Here is a 13,929-nt window from a genome sequence, read left to right on the forward strand (position 1 = left end):
ACCCCCGGTCATGACTTCCGGCACCTGGCACCGCGGCCGCCCGGCGGGATTCTCGTCCAGGACCACCTGGAGGGAAACCATGACCACTGCCGGAACGACCCGGACCACCACCCGCAAGCTCGCCCGTTTCACCGGCCACTACCTCGAAATGGTGGCTGCCATGCTCGTCGGCATGGTGGCGCTCGGCCCGCTGTGGCCGCCCGTCGGGCGCGCGGACGCCGGCGCGCTCGTGATGGCCACGGACATGACCGTGGCGATGGTGCTCGCGATGCTGCTGCGCCGGCACTCGTGGCCGCGGATCGCCGAGATGGCCGCGGCGATGTACCTGCCGTTCGTCGTGCTGCTCGTGCCGTACTGGCTGGGCGCGATCTCCGGCACCACGCTGATGGTGGCCGGGCACGTCATCATGGTTCCCCTGATGCTGGCCGCCATGGTGTGGCGCCGCGCCGAGTACTGGCACTGAATCATGCTGAAGCGCCTGGCTTTCGTCCTCGCCGCGGTGGCCGCCGTGCTCGTCGTCCCCGCCGTCGGCGCGACCGTCTCCGCTCTCGGAGCGATCGACGCCCTCTACGCCCCCGGCCCGCCGCGGCCCGTCCCCGCCGCGGCGCCGCTGCCCTACGACCCGGCCAAGCCGACCGCGGTGGTCGTCGTCGGCGATCGCGGTGCCGTCGTTTCCGACGCGCTCGCACCGTACGAAATCCTGGCCACCACCGGCCGGTTCAACGTCTACACCGTGGCGCCGCACCGCGAGCCGAAGCCGCTGACCGGCGGCCTCGACCTGGTGCCGGACTTCGGGTTCGCCGAACTCGCCGCCCGGCTCGGGGCCAAGGCGCCGGACCTCGTCGTCGTGCCCGCCTTCCCGGACCTCGGCGAGGCGTCCACCGAGCCGGTCAAGACGTGGCTGCGGGCGCAGGCCGCCCGCGGCGCGAAGCTGCTGAGCGTCTGCAACGGCGGTGGGGTGCTCGCCTCCGCCGGGTTGCTGGACGGGCGGCCGGCCACCGCGCACTGGCTCAAGGTCGACAGCTTCGCCGCCGACTACCCCGCCGTGCACTGGGTTCGCGGGCAGCGGTTCGTCGACGACGGCGACGTCGTCACCACCGCCGGGATCCTCTCCGGCATCGACGGCACGCTGCACTGGGTCGAGCGGCTGGCCGGGCGCCCGGTGGCGGCCGAGGCCGCGGCGGCGATCGGCTGGCGCCGCTACGGCACCGCGGTCCCGGTCACACCGCCCGCCGGGATGCCGGACGCGGCCGCGATCGTCAACGCCGGATTCCGCTGGCACCCCGGCAGGATCGGCGTACTGCTCGCGAACGGCGTCGGCGAGATCGAGCTCGCGTCGGTGTTCGACACCGAAGGACAGTCGCTGTCCTCGCGCACGCTGTCCGTGAGTGCCGGCGGCGGGCCGATCCGGTCGCGGCACGGGCTGACGTTCCTGCCGCGGGCTTCCCTCGCCGCCGCGGCGGACCTCGACCGGCTGCTCGTGCCCGGCGCGACGCGCGGGGTCACGCCGCCACCCGGCGGGCCGGCCCCCGAGTACGTCCACGACCGGCCCGGTTTCGCCTACGACACCGCGGTGAGCGGGCTTTCCCGCCACACCGACGTGGCGACCGCGCGCTGGACGGCGAAGGTGCTGGAGCTGCCCACCGACGACATCGTGTTCGAAGGGGACGCCTGGCCGTGGCTGCCCACCGCGCTGCCGGTCGCGCTGGTGCTGCTGGGCGCGGCCGCCGTCATCGTGTTCGCCCGGCGGCGACGGCGACCTGAAACGATTTAGGGTGCCCGGGGACGGGCGAGCTGGCTACCAAAGGAGTATTGCTCCTGCGTGAGCTTCTGATTACAGTCACCAGTCACGCCGAGGTTGAAACGTTCTAAGCCCGGCGCCCGTCCCCGCCGCAAGGGAGCCTGCATGCTGCCCTCGAAGCTCTGGCGCGCCACCACCACGACCCTCGCCGCGATCCTGGCGCTTTCCGCCGCCGCGGCGCCCCCGGCCGGCGCCGCGCCGCCACCGGACCTCGCCGGCGCGCACTGGATCTGGTACCCGGAGGGTGACGCCCGGGTCGCCGCGCCGGCCGCCACCCGCTACTTCCGCACGACGTTCACCGTCCCCGCCGGCGCGGTCACCGACGCCCGGCTCGTCCTCACCGGCGACGACACCGCCGACGTCTGGCTCAACGGCACGCCGCTGGCCTCCTCGGCCCGGATCAGCGACTCGTGGCGGACGGCGCTGCCGGTCGAGCTGCGGCCCGCGCTGGTCCCCGGCGTCAACACCCTCGCCGTCGCCGTCCGCAACGCCGGCGGCCCGGCCGGCCTCCTCGGGCGGCTGCAGGTCAAGACGGCGGCGGCCACCACCGACGTGGCCACCGGAGCCGCCTGGAAGAGCGCGACGACCGCCCCGGAAGGCTGGGAACAGCCCGGTTTCGCGGACGGGGGCTGGTCCGCGGCCGCGGACCTCGGCGCCTACGGGACCGGACCGTGGGGCACCGGCGTCACCACCCCGAACCCCGGGAGCGCGGCCCCGCTGGCGGTCGCGAGCGCCACGGTCGCGAACCGGGTGAACCCGCTCGGCGTCGACCCGGCGCAGCCGCGGTTCGGCTGGAAACTGACGTCGGCGGCGGCCGGGCAACGGCAGTCGGCGTACCAGCTCGTGGTGTCCGCCGGCGGCACCGACGTCTGGGACAGCGGCCGCGTCTCCTCGGCGCAGCAGGCCGACGTCGCCTACGGCGGCCCGGCGCTCGCCTCCCTCACCGCCTACACCTGGCGCGTCCGCGTCTGGGACGGGCAGGGCCGCGCGTCCGGCTGGAGCCCGGTGCAGCGCTTCGAAACCGCCATCCGGGCGGCCGAGTGGACCGGCGCCTTCCTCGGCCGCGCCACGGCCGGCCCGGACCTCGCCGGGGCGAGCTGGATCTGGTACCCCGAAGGCGATCCGCTCGGCGGGGTGCCGCCGTCGACCCGGTTCTTCCGCCGGACCCTGGACCTGGCCGCGGCCCCGGCGAAGGCCACGCTGGTCGTGACCGGCGACGACACGGCGACGGTGTGGGTGAACGGCACCCGCGTCAGCGATTCGCCGCGCGTCGCCGACTCCTGGAAGACGGCCGCGGTCGTCGACGTCGGCAGCCTGCTGACCGCCGGGGCGAACACCATCGCGGTCAGCACGGAGAACACGACCCAGAGCCCGGCCGGGACGATCGCGAAGCTGACCGTCCCCGGGGGACCGGCCCTGGTCACCGACGGGACGTGGAAGGCGAGCCAGAGCGGCCCGGACGGCTGGCAGCAGCGCACCTTCGACGACAGCTCCTGGCCCGCGGCGCGGGCGCTGACCGCCTACGGCACCGGGCCGTGGGGCGCGAACGTCGCTGTCAGCGCCCCCGCTCCCCTGCTGCGCAAGAGCTTCACGGTCTCGAAGCCGGTCGCGAGCGCGCGCCTGTTGACGACCGCGCTCGGGCTGCAGGAAACGCACCTCAACGGCGTCAAGGTCGGCACCGAGGTCCTCGCGCCCGGCTGGACCGACTACACGAAACGGCTGCAGTACCGGGTTTCCGACGTCACCGGGCAGATCCGCACCGGGGAGAACGTCCTCGGCGCGCTGGTGGGCAACGGCTGGTACTCGGGCAGCATCGGCATCGCCGGCAGTCAGAAGTACGGCACCGAACCGTGGTACTCGGCGCAGCTGCGGCTGACGTTCACCGACGGCACGAGCACCACGATCGCGACCGACGGCACCTGGAAGGCCGGGGACGGCCCGATCCGCGCCGACGACCTCTACCAGGGCGAAACCTACGACGCGCGGCTCGCCACCGGCTGGGACCGGCCCGGCTTCGACGACCGCGGCTGGGCCGCGCCGCGCGTGCGCACCGGCGACCGGCCGAACCTGGTGTCCCAGGTGGACAACGGCGTCACGGTCCAGCAGGAGTTCAAGCCGGTCGCCTGGACCCAGCCGAAACCCGGCGTGTGGGTGGCCGACCTCGGTCAGAACTTCGGCGGCTGGAACCGGCTGTCCGTCACCGGGCCGGCCGGGACGACGGTGACCATGCGGCACGCCGAGGTGCTCAACCCCGACGGCACGATCTACACGGCCAACCTCCGCGCGGCCCAGGCCACCGACCGCTTCACCCTGGCGGGCACCGGCGGCCCGGAGACGTACGAACCGCGGTTCACCGTGCACGGCTACCGGTACGTCGAGCTGACCGGCCTGCCGTCCGCGCCGACGGCCGCGACGCTGACCGGCCGGGCGATGTGGACGTCCGGCGCGCAGCCGGGGACCTTCACGACGTCGAACGCGCTGGTGAACCAGCTGCAGCACAACATCCTCTGGGGCGAGCGGTCCAACATGCTGTCGGTGCCCAGCGACTGCCCGCAGCGCGACGAGCGGCTCGGCTGGACCGGCGACATCGGGATCTTCGCCGGGACGTCGACGTTCAACCTCGACGTGGCCAACTTCCTCGGCAAGTTCAGCGACGACCTGACCGACGCGCAGCACGACGACGGGTCGTTCACCGACGTCGCGCCGGGCGTGCTGGGCGGTTCGGGCACGGCGGGCTGGGGCGACGCGGGCGTCATCGTGCCGTACACGCTGTGGCAGCGCTACGGCGACACCGGCGTGATCCAGGAGCACTTCGCCGCGATGGTCCGGTGGGTCGAGTACCTGCGCTCGACGTCGGGCGCCGACCTGATCCGCGACCACCAGACCTACGGGGACTGGCTCAACGTCAACGACAACACGGCGCAGGACCTGGTCTCGACGGCGTTCTTCGCGTGGTCGGCCCGGCTGGTGTCCCGGATGGCGGCGGCCACCGGGCACCCCGCCGAAGCGACGACGTACGGGACGCTCGCCGACCAGGTCGCGGCCGCGTTCACCCGGCGGTTCGTGGCGGCCGACGGCACGATCGGGTCGAACTCGCAGACCGGGTACGTCCTGGCCCTGGCGTTCGGCCTGCTGCCGCCGTCCCTGGTCCAGCCGGCGGCGGACAAGCTGGCGGCCCGCGTTACCGCGGCGAGCGGGCACCTGAGCGTCGGGTTCCTCGGCGTCGAGAACCTGCTGCCGGTGCTGGCCGCGCACGGCCACGCCGACGTCGCCTACCGCGTGCTGCTGCAGCCGGACTTCCCGGGCTGGGGCTACATGATCGGGCGCGGTGCGACGACGGTCTGGGAGCGCTGGGACGGCATCAAGCCGGACGGCTCGTTCAACGACCCGGGGATGAACTCGTTCAACCACTACGGCCTCGGCTCGGTGGGCGACTTCCTCTACCGCTCGGTGGGCGGCCTCGCGCCGGCCGCACCCGGCTATGCGTCGCTGCGGATCGCGCCGGTGCCGGGTGGGGGCCTGACGTCGGCGAAGTCGGCGTACGAGACGCCCTACGGTGGCGCGGTCAGCGACTGGTCCGTGGCGAACGGGGTGGTGACGCTGCGGGTGACCGTCCCGGCGGGTGCGTCGGCCACGGTCGTGGTGCCGACGTCCCGGCCCGCGGGCGTGGTGGCGCCGGCCGAGGCCGTGCCGTCAGCGCCGGGGACGTACTTCCTGCCCGCGGGTTCGTACGTGTTCACCGCTCCGGCGTGACCGGGCGAGCCGGTGCCGCGGCTCCTACCGCGGCACCGGCTCGAACCCGAGGTGGAAGCTCGAACCGCCGGTCGCGCAGCAGGTTCGCCGGCATCGTGCTCGCGCAGAACCGGACCAGGTCACGGCCCGGGCAGATCGCCGGGCCCGCGCTGAACGGGACCAGCCACCGAAGCGGTCTCCGGTCGCGTGCGCTGCTCCCGAGTGGACGTCATCCCGCCCGGCTACCCCACCCGCAAACCCCGTGTCGCCCCTCCAGACACGCGGGATGCCCGCCCAGACACACGAGATGCCTCTCCAAGCACGCGACTCGCGTACCCGGACGGACAACTCGCGTACCCGGACGGACGACTCGCGTACCCGGAGGGTCGGCTCAGGCGGAGCCGCGGAGCGCGACGTTCAGGACGTCGCCCGCGTGGTCCAGGCAGTCCACGCAGATGACCGCGTCGCGCGCCGCGCAGTCCACGCGCAGGAGGGGACGGCGGAGGCCGAGGAACGTGCGGCGCTCGCGGCGGCCGCAGTAGTCGCAGACGGCGGCCAGCGGGGACGTCACCGCCGCCAGCACGTCACCCACCGGGGTCTCGCGGTCCGCGCCGTCGCGGACGACCCGCAGGCCGGCGCGGACGCAGTCCACGCAGATCGGCCCGTTGCGGCCGGGCACCCGGGGGTCGCGCCGCCTGCCGCAGAACCGGCACGGCCCGCCCGCCCCGTTCGTCGCCGTCACCGCGGCCTCCTCGCCGGTTTCGCCGCTCGCGCGCCGGGAATCCGGGCCGCGGCGCGCCTCTCCCCGGCCACGCTACCCGGCTCGCGGGCACCCGGCCGCGCGGGGAGCGCGCAGGCAGGAGGAGAAATTTGTCGTCGTTGACGGTGTTGTTCGGGGTGGCGGGCCTGCTCGCGCTGGCCGCGGCGATCGTGCCGAAGCTGGTCGCCGACCGGCCGTTCTCGGTGCCGCTCGTCATGCTCGTCGCCGGGATCGTGCTCGGGCTGCTGCCGCTGCCCGCGCCCTACGGCAACGGCTGGAGCGATCCCGCCGCCCACCTGCACGGCGTGGAGTCGTTCGCGCAGCTGGGCATCCTGGTCGCGCTGGCCGGGGCCGGCCTGTCCGTCGACCGGCCGTTCGGCCTGCGGCGGTGGGGCTCGACGTGGCGGCTGCTGGCCCTCACCATGCCGGTGTCGATCCTGGCGATCGCCGTGCTCGGGTACTGGTGGCTCGCCCTCGCCCCCGGCGTGGCGCTGCTGCTGGCCGCCGCGCTGGCGCCGACGGACCCGGTGCTGGCGGGCGACATCGGCGTCCCGCACCCCGACGTCGAGCCGGAACTGGCCCGGGACAACGAGATCCGCTTCACCCTCACCACCGAGGCCGGGCTCAACGACGGCCTGACCATGCCGTTCGTGCTCGTCGGCCTGGCGCTGGTGGGGCACGAACCGAGCCTGGACCTCTCCTGGGTGCTGGGGGACCTGCTGCTGCCGCTGGTCGTCGGGGTGGTGGCCGGCCTGGTCACCGGCCGGGTGCTGGGCTGGGCGATCTTCCGGACGCCGTCGGACCGGCTGCGGCTGGCCGAGTACGCCGACGGGCTCGTCCTGCTCGCCCTCGCCTTCGTACCCTACGCGCTCGCGGAAGCAGGCCACGGCAACGGGTTCGTGGCCGTGTTCGTCGCCGCCGTCTCGGTGCGCACGCAGGAGCGCGAGCACGAGTACCACGGCGTGCTGCACGCGTTCGGCCACCAGCTGGAACGGCTGTTCGTCCCGATCGCGCTGCTGGGGCTGGGCCTGGCGCTGGGTGACGGCCTGCTGCGCGGCCTGCGTCCACTGGAGGTGGTGCTGGCGGTCGTCGCGGTGCTGGTGGTGCGGCCGCTGGCCGGCTGGCTGTCGCTGCTCGGCGCGCCGTCGCCGGGACGGCCGGCGACGGCGGCGATCGCGTTCTTCGGCGTCCGCGGCATCGGCACGCTCTTCTACCTGGCCTACGCCCTCGACCGGGAGCCGGTCCCGCAGCAGGACGTGCTGTGGCGGGTCGGGGCGCTGGCCATCGCCGTTTCGGTGATCGTGCACGGCGTCCTCGCCGAACCGGCGATCCAGCGGATCGAGCGGATGGGCGGTCATCTCCCGGCCGATGTGTAGTTCCCGGACCAGTGGGTAACCCGATGCCAAGGCCCTTTTGGCGACTGGCCGATCCGGAAATGTCGCCGCAACGGAAGGTGCACGCGATGAACGACAAGCTGGAAAACAAGGGCGAAGAGCTCAAGGGCCGGGCCAAGGAAGCCGTCGGCGACGCCACCGGCAACGAGCAGTGGCAGGCCGAGGGCAAGGCGGACCAGGCCAAGGGCTCGCTGAAGCAGGCCGGGGAGAAGGTCAAGGACGCCATCAAGGGTGTCACCGACAAGGACTGACGCGAGTTCCCGCTGCCGCGTCCCGGATTCCGGGGCGCGGCAGCGTTCACGTCCGGGGCCGCACGTGTTCGATGAGAACCCCGGCGGCCTTCAGCGGTAGCGGGAGGCGAGTTCCGGGCGCTGTCCCCCGAAGGCGGCGAGATCGGCCCGGAAAACGGCGTCCAGCAGGCTCGCGTCCTCGACCCCGGGCGCCGTGACGACCTCACCGAGTTCGAACCCCCGCAAGCTCGCCGTGACGACGTCGGCGGCGGACATCCGCGGCACGGCGCTCAGGTCCAGCCCCTGACGCTCGTGGAACTCGGTGGCGACGACTCCCGGGCACAGCACCTGCACCCGGACGCCGGTGCCGTCGAGTTCGGCGTTTAGTGTCTGGGACAGCGCGACCAGATACGCGAGAGATCCGGCGTAGGCGGCCCGGCGTGGCATCACCGACGGGTCTGCCGGACCGCTGAACGCGATCATCCCGGCCACGGTGACGATCCGGCCCTCCCCCCGCTCCTGCATGCCCGCGACCGCCGCGCGGGTCAGCATGGTGGGCGCGGCGACCTTGACGTGCACGAGTTCCCGCGCCTTGTCCGCGGGCAGCTCGGCCAGCGGCATGTAGTGGGCGACCCCGGCGTTGTTGACGAGCATCGTCAGCGGCTCGGCGGCGCAGATCGCGGCCACCGCGTCGACGCCGGCGTCGGTGGACAGGTCGGCGGCCACCGTGCGGACACCCGGGTGCGCGGCGGCGAACTCGGCGAGGCGGTCCTCGCGGCGGCCGGTGACGATCAGGTCGTGGCCGTCGGCGGCGAGGCGTTCGGCGAAGGCCCGGCCGATGCCGGAGGTGGCGCCGGTGACGAGGGCGAGCTGGTTCATGGGGTTCCTTCCGGTCTCCTCCGACGATCCGCGTGCCCCGCGCGGCCGGGAAGGGGTCCGGTTTTCCCGGGAACGGCAGTACCAGGACAAGGAGCCGCCGGCCTTGCACAATCGGGGTGTGGCGTCCACCGGACTCGGCATGGCCCTGCGGCACTGGCGTGATCACGTCTCCCCGCAGTCGGTCGGCCTGCCCGCGGGCGGGCGCCGGCGCGCCGCCGGGCTGCGCCGCGAGGAGCTGGCCCAGCTGGCCGGCATCTCCGCCGACTACGTCATCCGGCTCGAACAGGGCCGCGCGACCACGCCCTCGGCCCAGGTCGTCGAGGCGCTCGCCCGCGCCCTGCGCCTGCCGCAGGAGGAACGGGCCCACCTGTTCCGGCTGGCCGGCCTCGCCGCGCCGGGCCCCGGCACGGTGCCGCGGCACATCACGCCGAGCGTCCACCGGCTGCTGGACCGCCTGGCGGGCACCGCCGTCGCCGTCTTCGACGCCGCCTGGAACCAGCTGCTCGCCAACCCGCTCTACACGGCGCTGATGGGCGAACGCCACGGCGACGACCTCAACGGCGTCCGCCGCGCCTTCCTCGGCCCGGACGGCCGCGTGCGCTACACCCCCGAGGCCCGCAACGCCTTCGAGGTGGCGCTGGTCGCCGACCTGCGCCGCACCGCCGGCCAGTACCCCGCCGACCTGGACCTGCGCTCGCTCGTCGCCGAGCTGCAGCGGCACAGCGCCCGCTTCGCCGAGCTGTGGGAATCGGGGGCCGTCGGACGGCACGAAGCCGCCCGCAAGACCGTCGACCACCCGGACGTCGGCGCGCTGACCCTGGACTGCGACGTCCTCAGCGTCGCCGGCAGCGACCTGCGCATCATGGTCTACACCGCCGAACCCGGCACGGAGGACGCCGACCGGCTGGCGCTGCTGGGCGTCATCGGGACGCAGTCGCTCGGGGTCGAGGAGCGCCGCAGCTAGCCTTTCGTACGGCGGGTGCCGTCGCCGAGGGACTCCGTCCGGCCCGCCGCGTCAAGGCGTTCCAGTAGGGGAATCATCACCCGCCGGGTGCTGTCGAGGGCGCGGCGCGCCGCGGAAACCGTGAACGGCTGCGGCAGAAGGCGCAGCCGCGCCACCGCCTGCTCCTCCGCGTCCGGGCCGAGCACGACCCCTTCGGCGACGGCGGTCAGCCGGCCCAGCCGGACGGCCGCGGCGAGTTCCCGCCGGCCGAGGCCCAGCGCCCGCAGCTCGTCGGCCTCCGGCGCGCGGAAGGGGTGCTCGGCGAGCCGTTCCGCCACCACGTCGACGGCCTTTTCGACGGCCGGAGCGAGGCCCGCGCCGGGCCGGCGGACCAGCCCGCCCGCCACCTCGAACCCGGTGCCCCGCAGGACCGGCACGACCAGGTCCGGGGCGGGCAGCCCGAGCCGCTGCCGCAACGCCTCCACCGGCACGCCCGCGGCCGTGCTGTCCCACGCGCCCACGATCTCCGCTGCCTGAGCGCGCAACGCGGCGAAGCGCCCGGGGTCGGCGCACCACTCGCCCAGCCGCTCCCCCGTTTCCGGCAGCCCCATCGCCGTGAAGTCCGCCGCGCGCACGAAACCGGTGCGGCGCAGGTACGTCCGGGCCAGGTCGGGCTCGGCCAGTTCGCGGCCACGGGCCCGGGCCGCGCCGCGGCGGGCCAGCGCGGGCGGGTCGACGTCGAGGACGTCGAACCCGGCGGCGATCCGGTGCTCGCCGGGGTCGCGCACCAGGCCGCGGTCGCCGACGCGCAGCGGCAGCGCGGTGGCCGTGGCCAGCCGCGCGGTGTCCGTCCCGAGTGGACGGACCAGGACCGGCACGGCCGCCGTGCCCAGGTGCAGGACGAGCTCGCGGTGCAGGTCCCCGGCGGCCGCGCCGCGCAGCCGGACGTCGAACTCGGCCGTGGTGCGCCACCGGCCGGGGGTGAGCAGGACGTCGCCGCGCCGGACGTCGCCGCGCGCGGTGCCGCGCAGGTTCACCGCCACCCGGGCCACCGCGGCGACCCGTTCGCGGGGTTCGCCGAGCGCCTGCAGGCCGCGGACCTTCACCCGCGACGGCCCCAGGCGCAGCTCGTCGCCCACGGCGATGGTGCCGGCGGCCAGCGTCCCGGTGACGACCGTGCCCGCGCCCGAAACCGTGAAGGCGCGGTCGATCCACAACCGGACGTCGGCGGCCGGATCGGGCACGGGCAGGCCGCCGGTCAGCTCGCCGATGGCTTCGCGCAGCTCGCCGAGGCCGGCGCCGGTGGTGCCGCTGACGGCGACGCCCGGCACGGCTCCCAGCGACGTCTTCGCGATCTCCGCCCGCGCGGACGCCGTTGCGGCGGCCGGGTCGGCGCGGTCGGCCTTGGTGACGACCAGCAGGCCACGGCGGACGCCGAACGCGTCGAGCGCCGCGAGGTGCTCGGCCGACTGCGGCATCCAGCCTTCGTCCGCGGCGACGACGAACAGCACCGCCGGGGCCGGACCGGCGCCGGCGAGCATGGTGGGCACGAACCGTTCGTGGCCGGGCACGTCCACGAACGCGACGTCCTCGGCGCCGATCCGGGTCCACGCGAAGCCGAGGTCGATGGTGAGGCCGCGGCGGCGTTCCTCGGCCCAGCGGTCCGGTTCCATCCCGGTCAGCCGCCGCACGAGCGTGGACTTCCCGTGGTCGACGTGCCCGGCGGTGACGATCACCCGCATCGGCGGACGGCTTCCAGCAGCTGCGCGTCCGCTTCCGGCCGCACGGTCCGCAGGTCGAGCAGGCAGCGGTCCCTGACCACCCGGCCGGCCACCGCGGGCCGGCCGGTGCGCAGCGCGGCCGCGTACCGGGCGGGCAGGCTCAGCGCGACGCTGGGCAGCTCGACGCCGGGTGCGCCTCCGCCGCCGACGGCCGCCACCGATTCGACGACGTGGACGTCCACCCCGGCCAGGGCCCTGGCCAGGGTTTCGGCGCGGGTCCGGAGGTGCTCGACAGTCGCGGCGAGAGCCTCGCGCACGGGCGGTTCCGGCCCCTTCAGCGTCGCTTCGAGGGCGGCGAGGGTGAGCTTGTCGACGCGCAGGGCCCGCGCGGCGGGGTGCCGCCGCAGCCGTTCGACGACGTCGGCGTCGCCGAGCAGCAGGCCGGCCTGCGGGCCGCCGAGCAGCTTGTCGCCGCTGGCGGTGACGATCGTGGCGCCCGCCCGCAGTGCGCTCGCCGCGTCGGGCTCGTCCGGCAGCAGCGGGTGCGGGGCGAGCAGGCCGGAGCCGATGTCGGCGACCACCGGCACGCCGAGCCCGGCCAGCTCGCCGAGCGGGGCTTCCGAGGTGAAGCCGGTGACGCGGTAGTTCGACGGGTGGACCTTGAGCACGAACCCGGTGTCCGGGCCGAGCGCGGCGGCGTAGTCGCGGATCGACGTCCGGTTGGTGGTGCCGACCTCGCGCAGCCGCGCGCCCGCCGATTCCAGCAGGTCCGGCAGGCGGAACCCGTCGCCGATCTCGACCAGTTCGCCGCGGCTGACGACGATCTCCCGACCCGGGGCCAGCGTGAGCGCGCAGAGCAGCAGCGCGGCCGCGTTGTTGTTGACCACGTGCACCGCACCGGCGTCCGGGACGGCCGCGGCCAGCGCGGCGAGGGCGCCCCGGCCGCGGCGGGCGCGGCTGCCGGTCGCCAGGTCGAATTCGACGTCGGTGGCGCCACCGGCCGCGACGAGGGCGTCCAGCGCGGCCGGCGAAAGGGGGGCCCGGCCGAGGTTGGTGTGCACGACGACGCCGGTCGCGTTGAGCACCGGCCGCAGCGAGGACGCGCTCGCCGGGAGCCGGGCGAGCACGGTGTCGACGACGTCGCCCGGGGCGAGGTCTCCGGCCCGCGCCGCCTGCTGGACGTCGGTGACCACGGCCTTGACCAGCTCCCGGCCGAGCGAGCCGGCGGCCTTGGCGATCCGGGGCTCGGCCAGGACCGCGTCGGTCCGCGGGATCGCGCGGCGCGGGTCAGGCATGGCGGAGGCGGACGGGAATCGAACCCGCCAGCGGCAGTACCTGCCGTTCGACGGTTTTGAAGACCGCGCCGGTCACCAGGCCGGAAACGCCTCCCTGCACCATGGCGCCATCCTGCCAAGTTTCCCGCCGGTGGGCAGGATGAGGGGGTGGGTTACCGACTGACGCAGTACGCGCACGGCGGCGGCTGCGCGTGCAAGATCCCGCCCGGCGAGCTCGAAGCGGCCGTGGCCGGCCTGACCGGAGCGGCGCCGGTTTCGCCGCCGGGCGAGCTGCTCGTGGGCCTCGACACCGGCGACGACGCGGCCGCGGTCCGCATCGCCGGGGACACCGCGCTGATCGCCACCACGGACTTCTTCACCCCGGTCGTCGACGACGCCTACGACTGGGGCCGGATCGCCGCGGCCAACGCGCTGTCCGACGTCTACGCCATGGGCGGCACGCCGGTGGTGGCGGTCAACCTGCTCGGCTGGCCGCGCGAGACGCTGCCGTTCGAGCTGGCCGCCGAGGTGCTGCGCGGCGGCCTCGACGTCTGCGGCGAGGCCGGCTGCCACCTGGCCGGCGGGCACAGCATCGACGACCCGGAACCGAAGTACGGCCTGGCCGTCACCGGCGTCGCCGACCCCGCGCGGCTGCTGCGCAACGACGCCGGCCGCGCGGGCCTGCCGCTGACCCTGACCAAGCCGCTCGGGATCGGTGTGCTCAACTCGCGGCACAAGGTGACCGGCGACCGGTTCGAGCAGGCGATCGACGCGATGACGACGTCGAACGCGCCGGCGTCCCGGGCCGCGCTGGCCGCCGGGGCCACCTGCGCCACCGACGTCACCGGGTTCGGCCTGCTGGGACACCTGCACAAGCTGGCGCGCGCGAGCGGCGTGACGGCCCGGGTGGACCCGGCGGCGGTACCGTACCTGGAGGGCGCGCGGGAGGCGTTGCGCGACGGGTACGTCAGCGGCGGCACGCGGCGCAACCTCGACTGGGTGAGCCCGCACGCGGACCTGTCCCGGATTTCCGCGGACGAGGCGTTGCTGCTGGCGGACGCGCAGACGTCCGGCGGGCTGCTGGTCGTGGGCGAGCTGCCGGGGCACCCGGTGATCGGCTCGCTGGAGCCGCGGTCGGAGCACACGATCGTCGTCGGCTGAGTTTCCCGGCCGGACGGGCCGGGTACGCCGCGGG

At 74.9% G+C, this 13,929-nt stretch carries 11 protein-coding genes and 1 tRNA gene; 7 read left to right on the top strand and 5 right to left on the bottom strand.

All coding sequences use genetic code 11. The annotated features are described in order from the left end of the window. Nucleotides 1-79 precede the first annotated feature (79 nt). The 3 genes from ABZW17_RS04780 (at nt 80) to ABZW17_RS04790 (ending at nt 5,554) form a co-directional block, all read left to right on the top strand. Entirely contained in the window at nt 80-463 is a 384-nt protein-coding gene (locus ABZW17_RS04780; RefSeq protein WP_354809659.1) for a hypothetical protein, read from the top strand. Between the two features lie 3 nt (nt 464-466). After that, on the top strand, nt 467-1,774 hold the full coding sequence (locus ABZW17_RS04785; protein ID WP_354809661.1) for a DJ-1/PfpI family protein: 1,308 nt from the start codon (nt 467-469) through the stop codon (nt 1,772-1,774). 132 nt (nt 1,775-1,906) lie between these two features. Continuing rightward, the gene (locus tag ABZW17_RS04790) at nt 1,907-5,554 is read left to right on the top strand and encodes a family 78 glycoside hydrolase catalytic domain (RefSeq protein ID WP_354809663.1); all 3,648 of its coding nucleotides are present in this window, start codon (nt 1,907-1,909) and stop codon (nt 5,552-5,554) included. A 370-nt stretch (nt 5,555-5,924) separates the two neighbouring features. Here ABZW17_RS04790 and ABZW17_RS04795 read toward each other — a convergent pair whose 3' ends face one another. After that, nucleotides 5,925-6,275 (bottom strand): hypothetical protein, encoded by a 351-nt coding sequence (locus tag ABZW17_RS04795; protein WP_354809665.1) that lies wholly within the window; start codon nt 6,273-6,275, stop codon nt 5,925-5,927. Nucleotides 6,276-6,403: 128 nt separating this feature from the next. On the opposite strand from ABZW17_RS04795, the gene ABZW17_RS04800 reads away from it, so the two are divergent. Both ABZW17_RS04800 and ABZW17_RS04805 read left to right on the top strand, forming a co-directional pair. Beyond that, on the top strand, nt 6,404-7,669 hold the full coding sequence (locus tag ABZW17_RS04800; protein ID WP_354809667.1) for a cation:proton antiporter: 1,266 nt from the start codon (nt 6,404-6,406) through the stop codon (nt 7,667-7,669). A gap of 86 nt (nt 7,670-7,755) precedes the next feature. Continuing rightward, nucleotides 7,756-7,938 (top strand): CsbD family protein, encoded by a 183-nt coding sequence (locus tag ABZW17_RS04805; RefSeq protein ID WP_354809669.1) that lies wholly within the window; start codon nt 7,756-7,758, stop codon nt 7,936-7,938. 90 nt (nt 7,939-8,028) lie between these two features. On the opposite strand, the gene ABZW17_RS04810 is transcribed toward ABZW17_RS04805, so the two are convergent. After that, a complete protein-coding gene (locus tag ABZW17_RS04810) occupies nt 8,029-8,796 on the bottom strand; it encodes an SDR family NAD(P)-dependent oxidoreductase (protein ID WP_354809671.1) in 768 nt (255 codons plus the stop codon). 118 nt (nt 8,797-8,914) lie between these two features. On the opposite strand from ABZW17_RS04810, the gene ABZW17_RS04815 reads away from it, so the two are divergent. After that, on the top strand, nt 8,915-9,760 hold the full coding sequence (locus ABZW17_RS04815; RefSeq protein WP_354809673.1) for a helix-turn-helix transcriptional regulator: 846 nt from the start codon (nt 8,915-8,917) through the stop codon (nt 9,758-9,760). Here the strand turns inward: ABZW17_RS04815 and ABZW17_RS04820 are convergent. From ABZW17_RS04820 to ABZW17_RS04830, 3 genes are all read right to left on the bottom strand, one after another. Then, nucleotides 9,757-11,481: a SelB C-terminal domain-containing protein gene (locus ABZW17_RS04820; RefSeq protein WP_354809675.1), complete on the bottom strand. Its 1,725-nt coding sequence runs from the start codon at nt 11,479-11,481 to the stop codon at nt 9,757-9,759. The genes ABZW17_RS04815 and ABZW17_RS04820 overlap by 4 nt on opposite strands. Beyond that, nucleotides 11,472-12,755, bottom strand: coding sequence for an L-seryl-tRNA(Sec) selenium transferase (gene selA, locus ABZW17_RS04825; protein ID WP_354809677.1), 1,284 nt, complete (start codon nt 12,753-12,755; stop codon nt 11,472-11,474). The genes ABZW17_RS04820 and selA overlap by 10 nt, the downstream gene beginning before the upstream one ends. Next, a tRNA-Sec gene (locus tag ABZW17_RS04830) sits at nt 12,755-12,849 on the bottom strand. The genes selA and ABZW17_RS04830 overlap by 1 nt, the downstream gene beginning before the upstream one ends. Nucleotides 12,850-12,902: 53 nt before the next feature. On the opposite strand from ABZW17_RS04830, the gene selD reads away from it, so the two are divergent. Further along, complete coding sequence (gene selD, locus ABZW17_RS04835; protein WP_354809679.1) at nt 12,903-13,895, top strand: selenide, water dikinase SelD; 993 nt, start codon at nt 12,903-12,905, stop codon at nt 13,893-13,895. Nucleotides 13,896-13,929 lie beyond the last annotated feature (34 nt).

This window comes from Amycolatopsis sp. NPDC004625 (genome assembly GCF_040609695.1).
Classification (GTDB): Bacteria; Actinomycetota; Actinomycetes; order Mycobacteriales; family Pseudonocardiaceae; genus Amycolatopsis.